19 protein-coding genes and 1 pseudogene are annotated in these 22,635 nt (G+C 72.0%); 7 read left to right on the plus strand and 13 right to left on the minus strand.

What is annotated here, in order from left to right; translation table 11 throughout:
* Nucleotides 1–44 precede the first annotated feature (44 nt).
* The gene (locus CG740_RS36080; RefSeq protein WP_100579547.1) at nt 45–791 is read right to left on the minus strand and encodes a cobalt-precorrin-6A reductase; all 747 of its coding nucleotides are present in this window, start codon (nt 789–791) and stop codon (nt 45–47) included.
* An 80-nt stretch (nt 792–871) separates the two neighbouring features.
* Here CG740_RS36080 and CG740_RS36085 point away from each other — a divergent pair, with 80 nt between their 5' ends.
* Nucleotides 872–2,083, plus strand: a complete 1,212-nt coding sequence (locus CG740_RS36085) for a cobalt-precorrin-5B (C(1))-methyltransferase (protein WP_100579548.1) — start codon at nt 872–874, stop codon at nt 2,081–2,083.
* Between the two features lie 10 nt (nt 2,084–2,093).
* Here CG740_RS36085 and cobM read toward each other — a convergent pair whose 3' ends face one another.
* Both cobM and cbiE read right to left on the minus strand, forming a co-directional pair.
* Nucleotides 2,094–2,837, minus strand: a complete 744-nt coding sequence (gene cobM / locus CG740_RS36090) for a precorrin-4 C(11)-methyltransferase (protein ID WP_100579549.1) — start codon at nt 2,835–2,837, stop codon at nt 2,094–2,096.
* A complete protein-coding gene (gene cbiE / locus CG740_RS36095) occupies nt 2,834–4,150 on the minus strand; it encodes a precorrin-6y C5,15-methyltransferase (decarboxylating) subunit CbiE (protein WP_100579550.1) in 1,317 nt (438 codons plus the stop codon). The genes cobM and cbiE overlap by 4 nt, the downstream gene beginning before the upstream one ends.
* An 894-nt stretch (nt 4,151–5,044) precedes the next feature.
* Here cbiE and CG740_RS36100 point away from each other — a divergent pair.
* Nucleotides 5,045–7,038, plus strand: a pseudogene (locus CG740_RS36100) (GTP-binding protein).
* 146 nt (nt 7,039–7,184) lie between these two features.
* On the plus strand, nt 7,185–8,048 hold the full coding sequence (locus tag CG740_RS36105) for a lytic polysaccharide monooxygenase auxiliary activity family 9 protein (protein WP_100579551.1): 864 nt from the start codon (nt 7,185–7,187) through the stop codon (nt 8,046–8,048).
* 26 nt (nt 8,049–8,074) lie between these two features.
* Here CG740_RS36105 and CG740_RS36110 read toward each other — a convergent pair whose 3' ends face one another.
* Nucleotides 8,075–8,683, minus strand: a complete 609-nt coding sequence (locus CG740_RS36110) for a trimeric intracellular cation channel family protein (RefSeq protein WP_100579552.1) — start codon at nt 8,681–8,683, stop codon at nt 8,075–8,077.
* Nucleotides 8,684–8,789: 106 nt separating this feature from the next.
* Nucleotides 8,790–8,954 (minus strand): hypothetical protein, encoded by a 165-nt coding sequence (locus CG740_RS40060; protein ID WP_159030520.1) that lies wholly within the window; start codon nt 8,952–8,954, stop codon nt 8,790–8,792.
* 726 nt (nt 8,955–9,680) lie between these two features.
* On the opposite strand from CG740_RS40060, the gene mgtA reads away from it, so the two are divergent.
* Nucleotides 9,681–12,419 carry a magnesium-translocating P-type ATPase gene (gene mgtA / locus CG740_RS36115; RefSeq protein WP_199846684.1) on the plus strand — a complete coding sequence of 913 codons (2,739 nt, stop codon included), beginning with the start codon at nt 9,681–9,683 and terminating at the stop codon, nt 12,417–12,419.
* Nucleotides 12,420–12,491: 72 nt separating this feature from the next.
* Here mgtA and CG740_RS36120 read toward each other — a convergent pair whose 3' ends face one another.
* The 6 genes from CG740_RS36120 to CG740_RS36145 all read right to left on the minus strand — a co-directional run bounded on the left by CG740_RS36120 (nt 12,492) and on the right by CG740_RS36145 (nt 19,377).
* Nucleotides 12,492–12,833 carry a hypothetical protein gene (locus tag CG740_RS36120; protein WP_159030521.1) on the minus strand — a complete coding sequence of 114 codons (342 nt, stop codon included), beginning with the start codon at nt 12,831–12,833 and terminating at the stop codon, nt 12,492–12,494.
* 75 nt (nt 12,834–12,908) lie between these two features.
* Nucleotides 12,909–13,571 (minus strand): response regulator, encoded by a 663-nt coding sequence (locus CG740_RS36125; protein WP_267895443.1) that lies wholly within the window; start codon nt 13,569–13,571, stop codon nt 12,909–12,911.
* Nucleotides 13,568–14,974, minus strand: coding sequence for a sensor histidine kinase (locus tag CG740_RS36130; RefSeq protein ID WP_234376694.1), 1,407 nt, complete (start codon nt 14,972–14,974; stop codon nt 13,568–13,570). The genes CG740_RS36125 and CG740_RS36130 overlap by 4 nt, the downstream gene beginning before the upstream one ends.
* 10 nt (nt 14,975–14,984) lie before the next feature.
* Nucleotides 14,985–16,211: an acyltransferase family protein gene (locus tag CG740_RS36135; RefSeq protein ID WP_100579554.1), complete on the minus strand. Its 1,227-nt coding sequence runs from the start codon at nt 16,209–16,211 to the stop codon at nt 14,985–14,987.
* Nucleotides 16,204–17,211: an alpha/beta hydrolase gene (locus tag CG740_RS36140; protein ID WP_100579555.1), complete on the minus strand. Its 1,008-nt coding sequence runs from the start codon at nt 17,209–17,211 to the stop codon at nt 16,204–16,206. The genes CG740_RS36135 and CG740_RS36140 overlap by 8 nt, the downstream gene beginning before the upstream one ends.
* Nucleotides 17,212–17,433: 222 nt before the next feature.
* Nucleotides 17,434–19,377: an APC family permease gene (locus tag CG740_RS36145; RefSeq protein WP_100579556.1), complete on the minus strand. Its 1,944-nt coding sequence runs from the start codon at nt 19,375–19,377 to the stop codon at nt 17,434–17,436.
* Between the two features lie 166 nt (nt 19,378–19,543).
* On the opposite strand from CG740_RS36145, the gene CG740_RS36150 reads away from it, so the two are divergent.
* Together CG740_RS36150 and CG740_RS36155 are read left to right on the plus strand one after the other, a co-directional pair.
* On the plus strand, nt 19,544–20,374 hold the full coding sequence (locus tag CG740_RS36150) for a helix-turn-helix domain-containing protein (protein WP_100579557.1): 831 nt from the start codon (nt 19,544–19,546) through the stop codon (nt 20,372–20,374).
* On the plus strand, nt 20,371–20,634 hold the full coding sequence (locus CG740_RS36155) for a DUF397 domain-containing protein (RefSeq protein WP_100579558.1): 264 nt from the start codon (nt 20,371–20,373) through the stop codon (nt 20,632–20,634). The genes CG740_RS36150 and CG740_RS36155 overlap by 4 nt, the downstream gene beginning before the upstream one ends.
* Before the next feature lie 107 nt (nt 20,635–20,741).
* On the opposite strand, the gene CG740_RS36160 is transcribed toward CG740_RS36155, so the two are convergent.
* Both CG740_RS36160 and CG740_RS36165 read right to left on the minus strand, forming a co-directional pair.
* Entirely contained in the window at nt 20,742–21,218 is a 477-nt protein-coding gene (locus CG740_RS36160; RefSeq protein WP_100579559.1) for a hypothetical protein, read from the minus strand.
* A 178-nt stretch (nt 21,219–21,396) separates the two neighbouring features.
* Nucleotides 21,397–21,843: a DUF1772 domain-containing protein gene (locus CG740_RS36165; protein WP_100579560.1), complete on the minus strand. Its 447-nt coding sequence runs from the start codon at nt 21,841–21,843 to the stop codon at nt 21,397–21,399.
* Between the two features lie 90 nt (nt 21,844–21,933).
* Here CG740_RS36165 and CG740_RS36170 point away from each other — a divergent pair, with 90 nt between their 5' ends.
* Nucleotides 21,934–22,512, plus strand: coding sequence for a TetR/AcrR family transcriptional regulator (locus tag CG740_RS36170; RefSeq protein ID WP_100579561.1), 579 nt, complete (start codon nt 21,934–21,936; stop codon nt 22,510–22,512).
* The last annotated feature ends 123 nt before the right edge of the window (nt 22,513–22,635 follow it).

Below are 22,635 nucleotides of genomic sequence, written 5' to 3' on the forward strand. Positions count from 1 at the left end.
CAGCCGCCCGGAGGGCCGAGCCGGCCGGGACGGTCCGGACGAGGTCAGCCGGTGAACCGGCGCACCCAGGTGGCCGCCTCCTCGGGGGTGGCCGCCCGCTCGACCCCGTCCGGCACGGGCGGCCGCCGCACCACGACCACGGGGATCCCCGCCTCGCGGGCGGCGGCGAGCTTGGGCGCGGTGGCCGCGCCCCCGCTGTCCTTGGTGACGAGGACGTCGATCCGGTGCGTCCGCAGCACCTCCCGCTCCCCTTCGAGGGTGAAGGGGCCGCGGTCGAGCAGCACCTCCGTCGCGGCGGGGAACGGCGGCTCGGGCGCGTCCACGGACCGCATGAGGAACCACAGCGCGTCGAGGTGGGCGAAGGCCGCCAGGCCCATGCGCCCGGTGGTGAGGAAGACGCGGCGGCCGAGCGCGGGCAGCAGCCCGGCGGCCTCCTCCAGGGAGCCCGCCGGATGCCAGCGGTCGCCGGCGCCGGGGACCCAGCCCGGCCGGCGCAGCGCGAGCAGGGGAACATGGGCCTCGGCGGCGGCCCGCGCCGCGTTGAAACTGATCGTCCGGGCGAAAGGGTGGGTGGCGTCGATGAGTACGTCCACCGCGTGCGTACGCAGCCACGCGGCCAGCCCCTCGGCCCCGCCGAAGCCGCCGACGCGGACCTCGCCGGGCGGCAGCCGGGGCTCCGCGACGCGTCCGGCGAGCGAACTCGTCACGCGCGGTGAGGTGCCCCCGGCCTCGCACAGCAGCCCCGCCAGCCGACGGGCCTCGCCCGTACCCCCCAGAATCAAGACGTGCACAGGATCCGGTTCCGTTCGTGAGTGAGGCCGAAGGCCATGAGTTCCGTGAGTGAGGCCAAGGACATGGGCGGGGGCCGTGGGTGGTGAGTGAGGCGAAGGGCGGCCGCGGCGCCCAACTCAAGCACACCGGTCTGCGCCCCGGCTGGACGACCGGTGCCTGCGCGACGGCGGCCACCACGGCCGCGTACACCGCGCTCCTGACCGGCGAATTCCCCGACCCGGTGACGATCACGCTGCCGCGCGGCCAGACACCCGCGTTCGCGCTGGCCGCCGAGGACCTGGCCGCTGCGGAGCCGGCCGCCGGGGAAGAGGCGGCCGGGCGGACGGCGGCCGCCGGGCACGGGATGACGGCCGGACACGCGGTGGCGGCCGCCGGGCACGCGATGGCCGCCGTGGTGAAGGACGCGGGCGACGACCCGGACGTCACCCACGGCGCGCTGATCCGCTCGACCGTACGGCTGCTTCCGCCCGGCTCCGGCGTGGTGTTCCGGGCGGGCGAGGGCGTGGGCACGATCACCCGGCCCGGCCTTCCGCTGCCGGTGGGCGAACCCGCGATCAACCCCGTGCCGCGCCGCATGATGCGCGACCATGTGGCGCTGGTGGCGGAGCGGCACGGCGCCCCGGGGGACGTCGAGATCACCATCTCGGTGGACCACGGCGCGGAACTCGCGCGCTCGACCTGGAACCCGCGCCTGGGCATCCTGGGCGGTCTGTCGGTCCTGGGCACGACCGGCATCGTGGTGCCGTACTCGTGCTCGGCGTGGATCGACTCGATCCGGCGCGGGGTGGACGTGGCACGGGCGGCCGGCCGCACCCATGTGGCGGGCTGCACGGGCTCGACGTCGGAGAAGACGGTGGTCGCCGAACACGGCCTGCCGGAGGACGCCCTGCTCGACATGGGCGACTTCGCGGGCGCGGTCCTCAAGTACGTACGCCGTCATCCGGTGGACCGCCTCACGATCTGCGGCGGCTTCGCCAAGCTGTCCAAACTGGCCGCGGGCCATCTCGACCTGCATTCGGCCCGCTCCCAGGTGGACAAGCCCTTCCTCGCGGAGCTGGCCCGCAGCGGTGGCGCGGGCGAGGCGCTCGCGACCGAGGTGGCGCAGGCCCACACGGGCCTGGCGGCCCTGGAGTTGTGCACCGCGGCCGGCGTTCGGCTGGGTGACCTGGTGGCCGCGCGGGCCCGCGACGAGGCCCTGTCCGTGCTGCGCGGGGCGCCGGTCGCGGTCGACGTGATCTGCATCGACCGGGCCGGCAACGTGGTGGGCCGCAGCGAACCGGCGGGCCCGTGACGGGACGTGGTCAGCAGCGGTGCCGGTCGGCCGAGTACAGGTGGCTGTCGCGGAACTCGGCCGCGCCCAGCGTCCGTCCGACCAGGATGACGGCGGTCCGCACGATCCCGGCCGCCTTCACCTGCGCCGCGATGTCGGACAGGGTGCCGCGCAGCACGACCTCCTCGGGCCGTGAGGCGAACGCGACGACGGCGGTGGGGCAGTCGGCCCCGTAGTGCGGCAGCAACTCCTCGACCACACGGTCGACATGGCCCGTCGCCAGGTGCAGCACGAGCAGCGCGCCGCTGCGTCCAAGGGTGGCGAGGTCCTCGCCCTCGGGCATGGCGGTGGCGCGCTGCGCGACGCGGGTGAGGATGACGGTCTGGCCCACGGTCGGCACGGTGAGCTCCCGCTTGAGGGCGGCCGCCGCCGCGGCGAACGCGGGCACGCCCGGCACGACCTCGTAGGGCACCCCGGCCGCGTCCAGGCGCCGCATCTGCTCGGCGACCGCGCTGAACACCGACGGGTCGCCCGAGTGGAGCCGCGCCACGTCCTGGCCGGCCTCGTGGGCGCGCACCAACTCCCCGGTGATCTCCTCCAGGTTGAGCTGAGCGGTGTCCACGAGGCGGGCGCCCTCGGGGCACTCCGCGAGCAGTTCGCGCGGCACCAGACTGCCGGCGTACAGACAGACCCGGCAGGAGGCGAGCGTACGGGCGCCGCGCACCGTGATCAGGTCGGCGGCACCGGGCCCCGCGCCGATGAAGTACACGGTCATCTGTCGTCTCCTGAAAGGGCGTTGGGGGTACCGGTCCCGAATCCGGGCTCGGGCACGGATACGGATTCCGGTACGGGCAAGGGTCCGGCCTTCACCACCGCCCACTGGGTGACCGGCATGGCCTGGCGCCAGCCCGTGAAGGCACCGACCGGCACGGCGTGCGCGACGGCGAGCCGGACGAGGTCGCCGCCGTGGCGCCGGTACCACTCGGCGAGCAGCGCCTCCGACTCCAGCGTGACGGTGTTGGCGACGAGCCGGCCGCCGGCCGGCAGCGCGGCCCAGCAGGCGTCGAGCAGCCCGGGCGCGGTGAGCCCGCCGCCGATGAACACGGCGTCGGGCGAGGGGAGTTGAGCGAGCGCGCCGGGCGCACGGCCGGGGACCACATCAAGTCCCGGCACGCCGAGCCGCTCGGCGTTGCGGCGCATGCGCTCGGCCCGCACCGGGTCCCGCTCGACGCTGAAGGCCCGGCAGGACGGGTGGGTACGCATCCACTCCACGGCGATCGAGCCGGAGCCCCCGCCGATGTCCCAGAGCAGTTCGCCGGGTGCGGGCGCCAGCGCGCCGAGGGTGGCGGCGCGGATGTGCCGCTTGGTGAGCTGCCCGTCGTGCTCGTACGCGTCGTCGGGCAGCCCCGGCACGGCGCCGAGCCGCAGGGCGCCGGGGGCGCGGCAGCAGTCGACGGCGACGACGTTGAGCGCGTCGCAGTCACCGTCGCCCCAGGTGTCCGCGACGCCCTCGCGCTGGTGCTCCTCCTCGGACCCGAGCTGTTCGAGCACCCGCATCCGGCTGGGCCCGAACCCGCGGTCGCGCAGCAGCGCGGCGACCTCGGCGGGGGTGCCGGACCCGGCGCTGAGCACGAGGAGGCGCCGGCCGTGGTGCAGGGCGGCGGCGACCCGGGCCACGGGCCGCCCGACGGCCGTCACGACCTCGGTCTCCTCCACGGCCCACCCGAGCCGGGCGCAGGCGTAGGCGACGGAGGAGGGGTGCGGGACGATCCGGGGCGGGGCGCCGAGGACTTCGTTGAGGGTGCGGCCGATCCCGTAGAACATGGGGTCACCGCTGGCCAGGACGGCGATGCGGCGCCCGGCGTGGGCCTCCATGAGGCCCGGCACTGCGGCCCGCAACGGCGAGGGCCAGGCGACGCGCTCGCCGCGGCAGGCGTCCTCGGGCAGCAGCGCGAGCTGCCGCGCCCCGCCGACGACCACCTCGGCGGCGCCGAGCACCCCGCGGGCGGCATCCCCGAGCCCGCCCCATCCATCGGCCCCGATGCCGACGACGGTGACGTCGGGGTGGGGGGTGCGGGGGTGGTTCACGGATACCTCGGAAGTGCGTTCGGCGTCTGGCCCCGCACTCTACTGTCCGGCCCCCGGCCCCGACCTCCTGGGTCCGGCCCCCTCACCCCCGCTCCCCGCGCGGTGGCTGACGCCCCTGCCCCCGATACCGTCCGCGGACCACGGGGGCCGTTCGCGCAGTTCCCCGCGCCCCCAAAACCCCCTTTTCATCCGCGGACCGCTGGGGCCGTTCACGCAGTTCCCCGCGCCCCCAAAACCCCGTTTTCATCCGCGGACCGCGGGGGCCGTTCACGCAGTTCCCCGCGCCCCTAACCCCCCTCTCGTCCGTCCACCGTGGCTGCCTGGTCGCGCAGTTCCCCGCGCCCCCAAAACCCCGTTTTCATCCGCGGACCGCTGGGGCCATTCGCGCAGTTCCCCGCGCTCCTAACCCCGTTCTCGTCCGTCCACCGCGCGTGGCTGGTCGCGCAGTTCCCCGCGCCCCTGTGGCGTCCCCCGGTACCGCGGCGGAGCCGCGCACATGTCACAGCCCCGCGCCCCTAAAGGCCTCGGTGCTGGCCGGCAGCAGGCATCTTCAGCCCGTCATGGGGGTCCCCCCTGGCCCTTAAGGCCTTGGGGGAGTTTGAGGACGAGCGCCCTTAAGGCGCGATCGGGGTCTGGGGCGGAGCCCCAGGGGGACCCGGAACCTACCAACCCGGGGCAAGGGGCGGGCGGGCGGGCAAAGGCCCCCCGGGGTCCGGGGCGCAGCCCAGGCCGGCCCACACGCCCCGCACGAAAACCCCTCGCACCTCCAACCCCGGCCCCCTAACCTGGCCCCGCCAGAACACCGACCCACCCCGCGGGAGCAAACCGTGCGCCGACGCTTCGAAGCAGCCCAGAGCCCACACCTCACGGCCCCCTTCGGAGAACCCCGCACCCATGCCCCCAGCACCCCGCACCCTCAACATCGGCATCCTCGCCCACGTCGACGCCGGTAAGACCAGCCTCACCGAGCGCCTCCTCTTCGACACCGGCACGATCCGCCGGCTCGGCAGCGTGGACGACGGCAGCACGCAGACCGACACCGGCGCCATCGAGCGGCAGCGCGGCATCACCGTGCACTCCGCCGTCGCCGCGTTCCGGGTGGGCGACACCCAGGTCAACCTCATCGACACCCCGGGTCACAGTGACTTCGTCGCCGAGGTGGAACGCGCCCTCGGCGTGCTGGACGCCGCCGTGCTCGTCCTGTCCGCCGTCGAGGGCGTACAGGCGCAGACCCGCGTCCTGATGCGCACCCTGCGCGAGGCCCGCCTCCCCACCCTCGTCTTCGCCAACAAGATCGACCGGGCGGGCGCCAGGACGGACGCCCTCATCGCCGAGATCCGCCGCAAACTGACCCCGCACGCGGCCTCCATGACGCACGTGCGAGACGCGGGCACCCGCGCCGCCACCACCGAGCCCCGCACCTTCACCGACCCTCGATTCCGCTCTGCGCTGGGCGAGTTGCTGGCCGAGCACGATGACACGCTGCTCGCCCGCGTCGTGGACGGACCCGAGCCGACCCCCGCCGACCTCTCCGGGGCCCTGGCCGACCAGACGGCGAAGGCCCTCGTCCACCCGGTGTACTTCGGCTCGGCGATCAGCGGCCAGGGCGTCGACGCCCTGATCGCGGCGATCGTGGCCATGGCGCCCGAACCGGCGCAGAATCCTGCCCCCGATCCGGTGGCCCCTCCCCGAGGCACGGTCTTCGCGGTGGAGCGGGATCCGTCGTCGGGGCACAAGACGGCGTATCTACGCCTGTTCGAGGGCGAAGTGACGAACCGTCAATGGCTGACGTTCGCCTCCCCCGGCACCCGCACCACCCACACCGGCCGCCTCACCGCACTCGACGTAGTAGGGGCCGGCACGGACGACTCCCGGACCTCCCTCGCTCCGGGCAACATCGGGAAGCTGCGCGGCCTCCCCGACATCCGCGTGGGCGACCACCTGGGCCGCCCCCCGGCCCGCACGCCCCGCTTCGCCGCCCCCACCCTCCAGAGCGTCGTACGCCCCCGGGAGCCCGGCACCACGCAGGCCGCCCGGCTGCACCGGGCGCTGACCGACCTCGCGGAGCAGGACCCGCTGATCCGGGCCCGTACCGAACCGGGCGGCGCCATTTCGGTGTTGCTGTACGGCGAGGTGCAGAAGGAGGTCATCGCCGCCACGCTCGCCGCCGCGTACGGCATCGCGGCGGTCTTCGAGCCGAGCCGAACAGTGTGCACCGAACGGCTCACCGGTACGGGCGAGGCGGTGGTCGGGATGGACCGCGGCCCGGCCCCCAGCGGCCACTGGGCCACCGTCGGGCTGCGCGTCACGCCGGCCCCGTACGGCAGTGGCACCGCGTTCGGTACGAGACCGAACTGGGCGCGCTGCCACGGGCGTTCCACCAGGCGATCGAGGAAACCGTCCACGAAGCGCTGCGCGCGGGCTGCGGCCCGCACGGCTGGGCGGTCACGGACTGCGCGGTCACGCTCGTCCGCTCGGGGTTCAACAGCATCTTCAGCACGGCGGGCGACTTCCGCGCCCTCACCAGGATCGTCCTGGGCCGCGCCGTGCGGGAAGCCGGTACCACGGTCCACGAGCCCTACCGTGCCTTCGAGTTGGAGGTGCCGCCCGACACCCTCGCGACGGTCGCCGCCCGTCTTACCGCGATGGGCGCGCTCATCGAGGAGAGCCGCGCCGCGGGCGAGGCGTGGCTGCTCCGCGGCACCGTCGCGGCCCGTCTGGTCGCGGCCATCGAGCAGCGGCTGCCCGGCCTCACCCACGGAGAGGGAGTCTGGTGGTCGCGCCCGGCGGACGAACGCCCGGTGACCGTCCGCGAGCCCGTCGACGCACCGGCTTCCGACACGGCACCCGGCACAGCACCAGGCAAGCCGAACGACGGGTTGGCGTAGACCTCTTGCGGCTTGGTCCAGACCAATGCCAGTCTGCCAAGTACCGCTACTGGCGGGCGACTTGGCCCACCAGCGCTCCGCCATGCCGCCCCACATCCCCGCATCCCCACTCCCCACTCCCCACTCCCCACGATCAAGGAGCACGCATGTCCGCTCGGCGCACCGCAGCGTCCCTGGGCGTCCTCGGGGCCACCTCCCTGACGGTCCTCGCCCTGACGCCCACGACCGCCTCCGCACACGGAGCCATGTTCAACCCGGTCAGCCGGATCGCCGCCTGCTACGCCGAGGGCCCGGAGCACCCGGTGTCCCAGGTGTGCAAGGACCTCGTGGCCGACTCGGGCACCCAGCCGCTGTACGACTGGAACGAGGTGAACATCGCCAACGCCAACGGCCAGTCCCGCCAGCTCATCCCCGACGGCAAGCTGTGCTCGGCGAACCGCGACAAGTACCGGGCGCTGGACTGGGCCCGTACCGACTGGCCGTCCACCAGCGTCGCGGCGGGCAGGTTCGACTTCAAGTTCCGTGTCACGGCGGCCCATTCGGGCACGATGACGGTCTACATCACCAAGGACGGCTTCGACCCGACGAAGCCCCTGAAGTGGTCCGACCTGGACAACACCCCCGTGGCCACCTACCAGACCCCCCGCACCGCGACCGACGGCTACTACAACTTCACCGGTACGCTCCCGACCCGCACGGGCCGCCACATCATCTACAAGGTCTGGCAGCGCGACGACAGCCCGGAGGCGTTCTACAGCTGCTCGGACGTCGTGTACGGCGGCACCGCCAAGGCCGCCGCGGCGCCCACCGAGCAGAAGATCGCCGCAGGAGCCCCCCACTCCACCGTGAGCCACCACGGCCACGGCGGCGACCCCGCGACCCCCACCTCCCCCTCGGCTTCCACGGCCACCCCCGCCAAGAACTCGGCCGCCCCCCAGGCCCTGGCCGCGGCCTCCGCCGCGAGCGTGGCAGGCGGCGGCTTCCTCCTCCTGCGCCGCCGCCGCGACTGAGCCGCCCGGGTCGGCCGGTCCCGGCCTCACCGCACGCTCTGCAACCTCGGCAGATGCAGATCGCGGAAGATCGCCGTGAGGCGCAGGGACAGGACGACGCCGGCGGCGACGACCGTCGTCAGGGTCGGGCCCGCCTGGAGCCAGTGCAGGAGCTGGTAGCAGAGCGCGCCGGCCAGGGCGGCGGTCGCGTACACCTCCTCGCGGAGCAGCAGCGGCGGGAACTGGCCGCACAGTACGTCGCGTACGACCTCGCCCGTGACGCCGGTCAGCACGGCAAGGATCACCACGGCGACCGGGGTGACGTGCGCGTCCACGGCGGCGCGGGCGCCCATGACGGTGACCACCGCGAGACCGACCGCGTCCACCACCATCAGCGAGCGCTGCGGCAGCTCCCACCTGCGCAGATACAGCATCGTGCCGATGCCGGCGCAGGCGATGACGGTCAGCAGGACCGCATCGTGCGTCCAGTACAGCGGGTGCCGGTCGAGGATCAGGTCGCGCAGGGTGCCGCCGGACACGGACGCCGCGAAGGCGAGCACCAGACCACCGAAGGGGTCCATGTTCGCCCGGTGCGCGGCCAGCACACCACTGGCCGCGAACGCGGCGACGCCGATCAGGTAGAGCACGTGCAGCATGAGGGCACCCCCGGGTGAAGCGGCAGAAGAGCAGCAGGCAGGAAGAGACGGCGGAAGCGGAAGCCGAAGCCGAAGCGGAAGCGGTACCGGTACCGGTAGCGGCAGGTCAGCGCTTGCGGCGCGCGAGCAGGAGGCCGCCCGCCGAGGCGAGGGCCGCGGCCGAGACGGCGACCACGTCGAGCACGGGGTCGCCGCGGTCGGCCGCGCGGGACGCGGGCCCAGCCGGACCCCCATGTGCCGCGTCACCATGTGCCGCGTAGCTATATGCCACGGCCCCATGTGCCGTCCCCACATGTGCCGTCCCCACATGGGCGGTTGCCACACGCGCAGTTGCCACATGAACAGGTCCCGCATGCCCGGAAGGGACGACCCGCACGGAAGGAACCCGCACCGAAGGAACCCGCACTGCGCGGGCATCGGCCGAAGCCACCGCACGCGTCGGCGCGGCCTGCGCCGGGGCAGTGCGTGCGGCCGGAACGACCACGGCTCCCGCGAGCACCGCGGTCACCGCGATACGACGGGTGAGGTCCATCCCCCGATGGTGCCGGGCACTCCCCGCCCCGCGGATCGGCCGTTGGGTCATACCCGACCCAGCCGAAAGCACGAGCCGGGCCCAGCCGCGGAACCGCCACCGCTCGGGACCTTCGGCCCTACTTTCACATCCACGCAAGTATGCTACTTTCACATCGACGCAAATAACCGTGCGGCCGCCGTCCAGCGCCGCACCCGTAGCGAGGAGGTGTTCGGGATGAGTCCCGACCGAAGTCCTCGCCGCGCCCTGCCCCTCGGCTGACCAGCAGTCCGACCGGCCCCCTCCAGCGCGCCCGCCTGCCCACGTACGCACCCCGTACGCCATCACGCGGCCCGCGAGGCGCACCCCGAGCCCCGGGGCCCCCGAGCCCGCGCGCTCCCGCGGCCTCAAGGCACCCCCACACGCAAGACCGCACCCGGCCGTACCCGGCCGCACCCACCCCTGACGACCCAGGGAGGTTTCGTCATGACCACACTGACCCCCACCCCCAACTCCAACCCCACCCCCCAGAAGCTCGCCCCGCCGGGCCGCCGCCGTGAGCGGCGGGCCGCCGAGCTGGAGGCCCGCACCCGTACCGTCGCCGAGCGGCTCGGCGCGATCGCCGCGCAGCCGACCTCGCAGGTGCTCAAGGAGTACGGCGTCGACCGCGACGGCCTCTGCCAGGCCGAGGTGCTCGACCGGCAGGAGCGGCACGGCCTCAACACGGTCGCGCAGGAGCGCGCCCCGCGCTGGTACGTCCAGCTGGCGAAGGCCTACGCCAACCCGTTCATCGCCGTGCTCGTCTTCCTCGCGGCCGTCATGTACTGGCAGGACCCGGCGGACCCGGGCGTCATCATCCTGTCCGTGATGGTCGGCATCAGCGGACTGCTGCGCTTCTGGCAGGAGTTCCGCTCCGGCCGTGCCGCCGACGCGCTCAAGCAGCTGGTCACCACGACCACCGCCGTGCAGCGCCGGGCCGGCGGCGCCGCCCTGCCCACCAACGTCGAGGTGCCGATGGACCAGGTGGTCCCGGGCGACGTGGTCAAGCTGGGCGCGGGCGACCTGATCCCGGCGGACCTGCGGCTGATCACGGCCAAGGACCTGATGGTCAGTCAGGCCGCTCTGTCCGGCGAGTCGTTGCCGGTCGCCAAGACCGACGTGCGCGCCGGCGAGGACAACCGGATCGCCGCATCCGCAGGCGACCCCGTCGAGGCGGGGAACCTCTGCCTCATGGGTACGTCCGTAACGTCGGGCACAGCCACGGGAGTTGTGGTCGCGACCGGCGCCGACACCTACTTCGGTTCCATGGCGGGCTCGCTCGTGGGCGAGCGGCCGCAGACGAACTTCGACACCGGGGTACGCAGGGTCAGCTTCCTGCTCATCCGCTTCATGCTGGTGATGGTCCCGGTCGTATTCATGATCAACGGCTTCACCAAGGGCGACTGGAACGAGGCCTTCCTGTTCGCCATCGCCGTGGCCGTCGGGCTCACCCCCGAGATGCTGCCGATGGTCGTGTCCGCGAACCTGGCGCGCGGTGCCGTGGCGATGTCGAAGAAGAAGGTCGTCGTCAAGCGGCTGAACGCGATCCAGAACCTGGGCGCGATGGACGTCCTGTGCACCGACAAGACGGGCACCCTCACCGAGGACCGCATCGTCCTCGACCGGTACCTCGACGTGCACGGCACGGAGGACAACGAGGTTCTGGAATACGGGTACTTGAACGCCCACTTCCAGACCGGACTGCGCAACCTCATGGATCAGGCGGTCATCGACCGCGTCAACGAGGCCGAGGAGGTTGTCGTCGACGCACGGTTCACGATGGTCGACGAGATCCCCTTCGACTTCGCCCGGCGCCGGATGTCCGTGGTCCTCAACCGCAACGGCCTGCTCGGCGGCGCCGGCCGCCCCGAGCACGTCCTGATCACCAAGGGCGCGGTGGAGGAGGTCCTGGCCCTGTGCACGCACCTGATGGACCGGGGCGAGCGCGTCGAACTCACCGACCAGCTGCGGTGGCACGTCACGCGCACGGCCGAGGACAACAACCGCCAGGGGCTTCGGGTGCTGGCCGTCGCCACCCGCACGATGCCGACCGCGCGCGACACGTACTCGGTCGCGGACGAGTCCGGCCTGACCCTCGTCGGCTTCCTCGCCTTCCTCGACCCGCCGAAGGCGGACGCGGCGGCGGCACTGCGCGGCCTCGCGGACAAGGGCATCGCGGTGAAGGTCGTCACCGGCGACAACGAGCTGGTCGCGGCCCGGGTCTGCGCCGACGTCGGCATCGAGGTCGGTACGGTCGTGACCGGGCCGCAGGTCGACGCGCTCGATGAGGCGGCGCTGCGTCAACTGGCCGCCAGGACAGCGGTGTTCGCGAAGGTCAACCCCGTGCAGAAGGCCAGGATCGTGCGCGCGCTCCAGGCCGACGGGCATACGGTCGGCTTCCTCGGGGACGGCATCAACGACGCGGCGGCACTGCGCGACGCGGACGTCGGCATCTCCGTGGACACGGCGGTCGACATCGCGAAGGAGTCCGCGGACATCATCCTGCTGGAGAAGGACCTCACCGTCCTGGAGCAGGGCGTGGTGCAGGGCCGCACCACCTTCGGCAACACGATCAAGTACATCAAGATGACGGCCTCGTCGAACTTCGGCAACGTCTTCTCGGTCCTGGTCGCCTCCGCCTTCATCCCCTTCCAGCCGATGCTGGCGATCATGCTCCTGGTCCAGAACCTGGTGTACGACATCGCCCAGCTGGCCACGCCGTGGGACCGCATGGACGAGGACTACCTGCGTAAGCCGCGCAACTGGGACGCCAAGGGGATCGGCCGGTTCATGGTGACGATCGGGCCCATCAGCTCGGTCTTCGACATCGCGATGTTCGTCATCATGTGGCACGTCTTCGGGGCGAACTCCGAGGCCAACCAGGCGCTGTTCCAGTCGGGTTGGTTCATCGAGGGCCTCCTCTCGCAGACCCTGATCGTCCACATGATCCGCACCCGCAGGATCCCGTTCATCCAGTCCCGGGCGACCTGGCCGGTCATGGTGATGACGGTGCTCGCGGTGGCGACCGGCCTGTTCCTGCCGTTCTCGCCGCTGGCCGCGACGATCGGCTTCGTACCGGTGCCGATGGGGTACTTCCCCTGGCTGGTCGGCGTCCTGCTCGCCTACTGCACGCTGACGCAGCTGGTGAAGGGCTGGTACATCCGCCGGTACAACAGCTGGCTGTAGCCGCGCGCAGCCGACGGCCCCGGGCGCCCGCCGCCAAGGACGGGCGCCCGGGGCCGTCGGCGCGTCACCGCGCTACGGCCGGCGCTGCCAGACCGGTTCCTCGTCCCGGAGCCTGTCCCTCCGGCGTTCGACCCAGTCGAAGAACTCTTTCGGTTGTGCCTCAAACGCGGCCGACAGGAGCTGATAGAGGCGGACGGCGTCGGCGTCCATCTCGTACTCACAGTCCGGGCACGCGCGCCAATCGCCGCGGGCCCGGGTGAGGTCAGCCGCACACCGGGGGCAGGCCGGGTCAACCGCGTCTACGCAGGCTGGGAAGTCCCGCAGGGGTAGCAGATCCACCAGCCGTCCTGTGTCGTCGTCATCAGCTGTCCGCAGTTCGTGCACTGCATCGGTCTTCCTCTCGATGGTCCGCATGGCGTACCACATGAGTGGCTACCCAGACAGGGGTCCGGCCCATACCGATCGCCCGAACGGCCGAGAACAGCGGGCTCAGGACGGAGTCACCAGCCGGGATTCGTATGCGTACACCGCCGCCTGGGTGCGGTCGCGCACCCCCAACTTGACCAGTATGCGGCTGACATGCGTCTTCACCGTCTGCTCCGCGAGGACCAGCGCCCCGGCGATCTCCGCGTTGGACAGGCCCTGCGCGATCAGGGCGAGCACCTCCGTCTCGCGCTCCGTGAGTGCGCCGACGCGCTCCTTCAGCGGGGCACGTGGCGCCTGGCTGATCCGCGAGAACTCCACGATGAGCCGCTTGGTGATGTTCGGCGCGAGCAGGGCCTCTCCGGCGGCCACCACCCTTACGGCGTGGGCGAGTTCGTCGGCAGAGGCATCCTTGAGGAGGAATCCGGACGCGCCCGCGCGCAGCGCCTCGTACACGTACTCGTCGAGGTCGAAGGTGGTCAGTACCAGCACCTTGACGGGTGATCCCGGCACCTCGGTGATGCGCCGCGTCGCCTCGATGCCGCCGAGTTCCGGCATGCGGATGTCCATCAGGACGACATCAGGGGCGAGTTCGGCCGTGCGGGCCACCGCCTCCAGGCCGTTGACGGCCTGCCCGACCACCTCGATGTCCGGCTCCGCGTTGAGCAGTACCGTGAATCCCTGACGGACCATCACCTGGTCGTCCGCTATCAGCACCCGGATCGTCACGGCGTGCCCTCCGGCTGCGGCGGAGTCGACCCGAGCGGAAGCACCCCAAGCGGCGCCCCGGTCGGCTCCCCGACGGGCAGCCCCATTGGCTCCCCGAGCGACTCCCCGAGTGGAAGCGTCGCGCTCACTTCGTACCCCCCGTCCGGCGTGGCGCCCACCGCCAGCTCGCCGCCCAGCATGGCAGTACGCTCCCGCATCCCGAGCAGCCCGTGGCCCGCACCCGGCGACGGCGCGACCGGGCGGGCGGGCGCGGTGTTGGTGACCCGCACCACGAGCCCCGCCCGGTGGTGGGCGATCAGTATCCGCACCGCCGCACCCGGGGCGTGCCGCATCGCGTTGCTCAGTGCCTCCTGCACGATGCGGAAAGCCGACAGCTCGACGCCGGGCGAGAGCGGGCGCCGGGTGCCGAGGACATCTGCGGTGACGGAAAGACCCGCGCCCCGGACGTTGGCGACCAGCTCGTCGAGCCGGTCGAGCGAGGGCTGCGGGGCGTGCCGCACGGCCTCCGCCGACGGGTCCTCCGAGCGCAGCACGCCCAGCACCCGGCGCAGCTCGGTCAGCGCCTCGACCGCGTTCTGCCGGATCCCCGCCAGGTTCTCGCGCAGCTCCTCGGACGGGTTCTCCACCAGGTGCGGGGCGACCTGCGCCTGGATGGAGATCACCGACATGTGGTGGGCCACCACATCGTGCAGCTCCCGCGCGATGCGGCTGCGCTCCTCAAGGAGGGTGCGCCGGGCGCGCTCCTCGGCGGTGATCTCCTCCTGCACGACCAGCTGCTTGCGCGCCACCCGCCGCCCGCGCAGCGCGCCCCCCACCACACCGGCGATCGCGAACAGGACGAGTGCCAGGCCGCCGCTCGGCGAGTTCTGCCGCTCCCCCGCGAGGGCCACGCACAGCATGCCCGCGCCGTAGCCGATGACGAATGTCTCGATCACGACCCTCGGCCGGTGCGTGATCGCGACGAAGAAGAGGATCAGGGCGGAGATCCCGACACCGACGCCGCTCCACGGAAAGAGCACGGCCGGATCGGCCCGGCCCCCCGCCCACACCCCGGCGACGAGCGTGACGGCCGTCGTCACCCACCACGCCGCCAGCGGCCGGTACAGGGCCGCGACCAGTGCCCCCGACTGCACCCCGGCGAGCGCCACCCCCGCCTGCACCCCCAGGTGGAATCGATGGGCGTACTCATCGGTGCCGCCCACCATCACGATCACGGCGCCGATCACCAGCGGCACGACGAGTGCCGGACGCCACGCGAGCCAGCCCTCCGACGCCCGGCCCCGCTCCGCCACCGGCTCTGACACGGTCAGCAGGTCCTGGCGCAGGGCGCGCGCCACCATCCGCAGCCGGTCCCCCACCAACGACCCGTCCCCGCGCCCTTTTCCGACATCCCCCGTCTTCACGGGGCTCACCCTAGGCACGCCGCATCTCCCTCGTCTCCCTCGTCTCTCTCGTCTCCCTCGTCTCCCTCGTCTCCCTCGCCGTGGCAGGACGACCCTCGCGCACCACGTGCGCGGTCCGGCGCCCCGGTTGTTCGTACGTTCGGAACGCGAACCGGCACAGCGTCAGCATCAGCGCGAACACCGGCAGCCAGCACAGCCGGGCCGGCACCCAGCCGGAGCCGTCGGGCACGGTGTGCAGCCCCGGCAGCGCGTCGCCCGTGAGCAGCCCGAGGCAGGTGACCGCGATCATCGAGGTCTGGTGCCACAGGAAGATGGTCATCGCGGACAGGTTCACCACGGCCACCGCCGCCCACAGCGCGGGCCTGCGCAGCACCCGGCGCAGCGGCCCGAGCAGCAGCAGCGCCGCGCCGCACTGGGCGAGCCCGAAGGTCACGGCGGCCAGCGTCGGCGGGTTCAGGTTGGAGATCGCCGCGCCCGGCACCCCGACCATGGACGCGGGATACCCCGCGAACCGGACGAGCAGTGCGGTCGCCCCGGCGCCGCCCACCAGCAGCACCCATCCCGTCGTGCGCAGCGACGCGCCCGCGTCGCGCCGGGCCCACAGGGCGCCCAGGCAGTACGGCACCAGCCATCCCGCCGGCAGGTTCAGCCAGCCGGTCACGGCGGCGCCGTCCTGCCCGAAGCGGTACACGTCCACGTACAGGACGACCGCGAGCGGCCACAGCGGGTGCAGCCGGGAGACGAGCGGGGTCGCGGCCGTCAGGGCCGCGAGAACGAGCAGGAACCACAGCGGGGACAGCACCAGTTTGACCAGGGTGTGCACGGTGTCGAAGCCCACGCCGGAGGCGAGCAGGCCCGCCGCCGCGACCAGCCACACCACGAGCACCGCCGCGACCGGGCGGAACAGCCTGCCGAGCCGGGCGCCCAGCCACCGCCCGTACGTCTCGCCCCGGGCGCGGGCGCCGACGTAACTCTTCGTCGCGACCTGCCCGCCGACCAGGAAGAAGACCGCCAAGGTCTGGAACGCCCAGGATATGGGGGCCAGTTGGGGCATGTACTGGAGCGGACTCGCGCCGCGCACGGTCCCGGTGTCGACGACGAGCGCGGTCACCAGCCAGTGTCCGAGCACCACCCCGAGGATGGCGAACGCGCGCAGCGCGTCCACGGCCCGGTCGCGCCCGGGCGGCGTGGCCGCCTCGATACGCCGGACGAGTTCCCGCACGGCGGGCTCACGCATGACGGCCCTCCTGCGGCTGCTGTCCGTTCACGATCCGGGCGAGGTTGCGCAGCGGTACGGAGCCGGGCCGCAGGTAGTCGCTGTGGCCGCCGGAACCCGCGTCGAAGAGATGCGCCCCGAAGGACCGCGATACGGGATCGGTGCCGAACCCGATGGTGACGAAGGGGAGTTGGAGGGTGGCGTGGGGGACGTCGGCTATCCAGTCGTCGCCGCCCCGGCCCGCCCAGACGGTGGCACCGGTGTGCAGCGCGGCAGCGGTGTCGAAGCCCGTACCGGGGCTGCCGTACAGGACGATGTCGGACACCGCGACTCCGGACGCCGCCTGCGCGCACACCACCGAGCCGTAGGAGTGGCAGAGCAGGGAGATCCGGGCGGCGGGGGCAGCATGCGTCAACTGCCCTACGAATGAGACCAGTTGACGGGCGCCGTCGCTCGCCCGGCCCGGGGTGAGGACCTCGGGGCTGATCGTGGCCGGGGTCGCGTAGCCCATCCAGGCGACGACGGCGGCGTGCGGGCCCAGCTCGTCCGCGAGGGCCCGCGCGCCGTTGCGCAGCCGGGCGTACACGTCGAGGTTGGTGTCCGAGCCGGGGACGAGGACCGCGATCCGCTCCGCGTGTGCCAGGTCGCCGAAGACCTCGGCGGTCCGGCCCCCGTCACGTCCGTCGAAGGAGAGGAAGTGCCGGTCCGCGTCCGCCATGGCGTCCAACGCCCTTGCCCGGCGCCGGTTTCCGTAGTCCTCGGCCATCTTCCCGGCGGCCAGGATGCCGGTCCGGTTCGCCGCGTAGCGGGCGTCGAGCCCGGCGAGGGAGAGCGGGGCGAGGGCGGCCGGGGCGGGGGCGGGCACCGCCTCGGGACGGGCCGCACCCGACAGCGGTACGGCGACCGAGGCCGCGACGACGGCGGCGATCAGGGTGCGCCGCAGCCGCCCGGAACGGCGCCGTGCGGGATGCGGGGCTCTCCCGCGGGGATCCTGCTGTTCGTGCGGGCGGCGCGACGCCATGGGGATGCCTTCCCTACCGAAGTGCCCGGGCTGCCGGGGTGAAGTGGTGCCTTCGGTAAGGAAGTTATGGAGCGCACGCCGTCGTCGGCGTCCCACCGGGGAGCCCACTTGGCAGGTGGCTCCCCGGAGCCAGGGGTGGCTCTCAAGTACTACGGGGCGGATCGGCGGTCCACCGCAGGGGCGGCCCCACGGCGATCAGCGACGGGCCCGCCCCTGCGCCGATCAGCGCCTGGCGGGCTGCTTCCGCTCGTCCTTGCCCCTCGCGGACTCCAACCGGTAGGGCACGTCGATCACGGTCACGCCGGGCATGAAGAGGAGCCGGGCCTTCAGGCGGAACGCGTTCTGGTTGTGCAGCGGCTGCTCCCACCAGTGGCCCACGATGTACTCGGGGATCACCACCGACACCATCGCGGTCGGGTCCGCGTCCGCCGTCTCCTTCACATGGGCGAGGACCGGCCCGACGACCTCGCGGTACGGCGAGTTGACGATCGTCAGCGGTACGCCGAGATCGTACGAGGCCCACTGCTCGCGCAGCCGGACCGCCTCCTCGTCGGCGGCCACCGTGAGCGCGGTCAGGGTGTCGGGCCGCAGCGCCTGGGCGAAGCCGATCGCCTTCAGGGTCGGGGCGTGCACATTGGAGACGAGGACGAACGCGTGGTGGCGCGAGGGCCTGCGCGGTTTGGCGTCCGGCTCGACGGCGACCTCCCGGGCCACCTGCTCGTAGTGGCGCCGTACGCCCTTCATCCCGAAGAACAGGATCGGCATCGCGATGATGACGAGCCAGGCCCCGTGCGTGAACTTGGTGATCAGCACGATGACGAGGACGAGCCCGGTCAGGGTCGCGCCCACCGTGTTGATGGCGAGCGCGCGGTGGATGTGCCGCCGGTTCGCACGGCCCTCGTCGGTGGCCAGGACCTTGCGCCAGTGCCTGACCATGCCGGCCTGGGACAGCGTGAACGACACGAAGACGCCGATGATGTACAGCTGGATCAGGCGGGTGAGCTGCGCGTCGAACGCCACGATCAGCGCGATCGCGGCCAGCGCGAGCAGCACGACGCCGTTGGAGTAGACGAGCCGGTCGCCCCGGTTGTAGAGCTGGCGCGGCGCGTACCGGTCCCGGGCCAGGATCGAGGCGAGCATCGGGAAGCCGTTGAACGCGGTGTTGGCGGCGAGGATCAGCACGCCCGCCGTGAACGCCTGCACCAGGTAGAACAGGATGTCCGCGTGGCCGAAGGTGGCGCGGGCGATCTGGGCGAGCGCGGTGGCGGTCGCGGTCCCCGCCGGCAGCCCCAACTCCGTTGGATCGGCGGCCACATGGACCTTGTAGACCATGGCGAGGGTCGTGATCCCGGCGAACATGGTGACCGACAACAACCCCATGGCGGCGAGGGTGTTGGCGGCGTTGCGGGCCTTCGGCTTCTGGAAGGCGGGTACGCCGTTGCTGATCGCCTCCACGCCCGTCAGGGCCGTACATCCGGAGGCGAAGGCGCGCAGCGCGAGCAGCACGACGGCGATCCCGGCGTAGTTCCCGGCCGCGTGGATGGGCAGATCGGCGGACTCCGCGCGGATGGTGGCACCGGTGGCGAGCCGTACGGCGGCGAACGCGAACATCAGGTAGATGACGCACACGAAGCCGTACGTCGGGATGGCGAAGATCCGCCCGGACTCGCGGACGCCGCGCAGGTTCATCAGGGTCAGGATCACCACGAAGCCGACCGACAGCGCGACTTCGTGGGTCGCGAGGGACGGAATCGCCGAGGTGATCGCGGCCACGCCCGACACGACGGACACGGCGACGGTCAGTACGTAGTCGACGAGCAGCGCGCTCGCGGCGGTGAGCGCGGCGGTCGGCCCGAGGTTCTCGGCGCTGACGACGTAGGCGCCGCCGCCCCCCGGGTAGGCGTGGCAGGTCTGCCGGTAGGACGCGATCACCACCACGAGCAGGAAGACGATGGCCGCGGCCGCGTACCAGGTGAGGTGCAGCAGGCTCGCGCCGCCGAGCGCGAGGATCAGCAGGATCTCCTCGGTGGCGTACGCGACGGACGAGAGCGGGTCGCTACAGAAGATCGGCAGGGCGAGCCGCTTGGGCAGCAGCGTCTCACCCAGGCGACTGGTGTCCAGCGGCCGTCCGACCAGCATCCGCTTGGCGGAACTCGAAACTCCCATAACCCAGGAAAGTATCTGTAATGCCGCATATCTAATGGTTTGCCGCACCGGGTGGGCCCGTATGGGTGAATTCACGTTCCGTGAGCCCCGCGTCACCGGGCGCCGCTACGCTCGTATGCCGTACGGCGTACCTCGGCAACGCGGTTGACGCGTAAGGGAGTTGACCATGACCCGCCCCAATGACCTCAACCCCTGGGACTCACCCCGCGCGTTCTACGGAGCCGAACTGCGAGGCAAGCGGAAAGCCGCCGGCCTCTCCCAGGACGAGCTCGGCGCGCTGGTCTTCTGCTCGGGCGCGTACATCGGCCAGATGGAGAACGCGACGCGCCGCCCCCCACTGGAAATGGCCAGGCTGCTGGACGCCGCGCTGCACACGGACGGGATCCTGACCCGGATGTGCGTGGCGATGGAGCAGGCTTCGCAGCATGCGGAGTACTTCCGCCTGGCGGCCGAGCTTGAGGCGATGGCCTCGTCCATCTGTGAGTACGCGCCGATGATTGTGCCGGGGTTGCTTCAGACGCCGGAGTACACCCGGGCCCTCATCAGGACATCCCGCCCTTTCGCGAGCACCGATTTCATCGAGAAGGCCGTCGCCACTCGCCGGGAGCGGGCCCAGTTGCTCGACGGACCTGAGCCGCCGGAGGTGTGGTTCATCGTTCACGAGATCGTGCTGACGACGTCGGTCGGCGATGCGGCGGTCATGCACGCCCAACTCGCACATCTCGTCCGCCTCATCGAGCAGCATCGCGTGGTGATGCAGGTGATTCCGATGTCGGAGGGCGCCCATCCCCTCATGCACGGCATGTTCGCGGTGATGTCCTTCTCTGACGCCCCGCCCGTGGTGTACACCGAATCCGCTTATTCAGGGCAGCTGTTGGACAGTCCGGCCCTGGTAGCGAGTTACGCGAAGACCTACGATCTGGGCAGGGCCGTGGCGTTGTCACCGGACGCGTCCTTGGCCATGATCCGGGCGGCTATGGAGGACTTCGCACCATGAACATAACGCGCTCTCTGGCCAACGCCCGCTGGCGGAAGTCGTCCTACAGCAACGCGGAGGGCGGCAACTGCGTGGAGGTGGCGGAAGGCGCGTGGCGCAAGTCGTCGTACAGCAACGCTGACGGCGGGAGCTGCGTCGAGGTGGCGGACGGCTTCGGGAACGTCGTGCCCGTGCGGGACAGCAAGGTGGCGGCCGGGCCGGTCCTGGTGGTCGGGGCCGGGGCGTGGGCCCGGTTCGTGGGTGCGGTCAAGGCGTCCTGAGTTCGGCAGCGGCGGACCTGCGAAGGGCCCCGTGCCGCGGTGTGCGGCTGGGGCCCTGGCGTGGTTCGCGGATCGGTGCCGCCGGGTTCGGATCGGCGCCGGGTTCGTCAGATGGTGCGGGTGGCCTGGGTGTGGCGCAGGGTGCGGAGGATGAGCCATTGGTCGCCCCAGGCCATCGCGGTGCCGATGACGGCCATGACGATGCCGAGGGTGAGCTGCCCGGTCGCCGCACCGAGTGCGAGGCCGACGATGCCGAGGCCGTAGCGGACCGCGAAGCGCACGACCAGCAGACCCAGGGCCAGGAACCGGGTGCGCTTGTTCTTCCACAGCGACTTCATGTACCGGATACGGGCCTTCAGGACGGTGAAGGCGAGCACGATCTGGACGATCGCGACGACCGGGATCAACGCGTACAGCACCGGGTAGGCCCGAGCGATGTCGAAGATCCCGGCGAAGAGGCCCACCAGCGGGAAGTACCAGTTCGGCAGACCCATCAGGACCGGTTCCCCTTTGCCCGCCGCCGAGTTGACCGGCTGAGCAGTGCTGACCTGAACCGGCGTCTCCATCGCGACCGTGGCGCTCATGGCGTTCCCCTCACGTTTTCCCCGTGCCCGCCGGCCCCTTGCCGACACCACTGATACTCCCGTCCGGCACGCCCCCGGCGGCAGAGCGAAGAATCCCAACTCCCGCAGGACAAATGTCCTGAGCGGGTCCGTGGTCAGTGGTCCGTGGTCAGTGGTCCGTGGTCCGTGGTCCGTTGGCTCAGACGAGGGCGGTGACGAGGAGGGTGAAGGCGGCAACGATGATGGCGACGCGTATGTAGTGGTAGCGGTCCCAGCGGCTCAGCTGCTCCTTCCAGTCGGCGGGCCGGGTCTCGGCGGTCCACGTCTTGCCCCGGTTGTTGATCGGGACGAGAAGCAGGAGCGACATGACCACGCTGAGGATCAGGAGTGCGGCGGCGATGACGACGAGGCCGGTGCCGCCCCGGTGCCGTCCGGCGACCACCCAGATCACGGCGAGGACGAGCGAGCCGATGTACCAGAACGGCATCACGGCCCCGAGCATCCGGCCTCCGTGCGAGCGGGCGCTCTGATTGCTGTCGTCGGGGAGGCCGTTGAAGATCGGGTTCATGACGAAGGCGACGGCGAACTCCACCCCCACCATCAGGCCGACGACCACGGTGGTGGTGACCTCTAGTGCGGCGAGCATGGTGACCCTCCAGATTTCTAGCGCTGCTAGGTGATGAGGCAATGCTAGACCTGTCGACGCTCTCTTGTCTAGCGGTGCTAGCATCGGGTCATGTCGGTACAGGAACGCAAGGAACGCGAACGGGCGGACCGCGAGCGCCTCATCGTGACGACGGCCCGCGAACTCGCCGAGCACCAGGGCTGGGACGCGGTCACCACGCGGCGGCTCGCGGAACGCATCGAGTACAGCCAGCCCGTGCTCTACAGCCACTTCCGCGGCAAGCGCGAGATCATCGGCGCCGTCGCCCTCCAAGGCGCGGCCGAGCTGGCCGTGGCGGTACGGGCGGCGACCGCCGCTGCGAGGGGGCCGCGTGCCCGGGCGTACGCGCTCGCCCGCGCCTACCTCGACTTCGCCACCCGCAACCCGGCGGTCTACGACGCTATCTTCCAGCTCGACGGCGGCCTCCCGTATGCGCGGGAGGACACTCCGGAGCCGCTGAAGGACGCCTTCGCCGCCCTGTTCGAGACGCTCGGCGAGGTCGCGGGGGACGGGGTCGACCCGGGCCTTTTCACCGAGGTGTTCTGGGCGTCCCTGCACGGGGTGGCAACCCTGACCCGCTCGGGACGACTGCCTCCGGAGCACACCGAGCAGAGGCTGAAGCTCCTGGTGGACCGGCTGCCCGCGGCCTGACCCGACGCCCTGCGGGCGGGCGTTGTCGGCGGCGCACCTCAGCCGCCGGCCCCCGCCGACCCGCCGGAGGACCGGACGGTCCGGGAGCCGGGATCCGGGAGCCGAGGCCGCGGAGCCGGGATC

Source organism: Streptomyces sp. CB01201 (genome assembly GCF_002803085.1).
GTDB lineage: Bacteria > Actinomycetota > Actinomycetes > Streptomycetales > Streptomycetaceae > Streptomyces > Streptomyces hundungensis.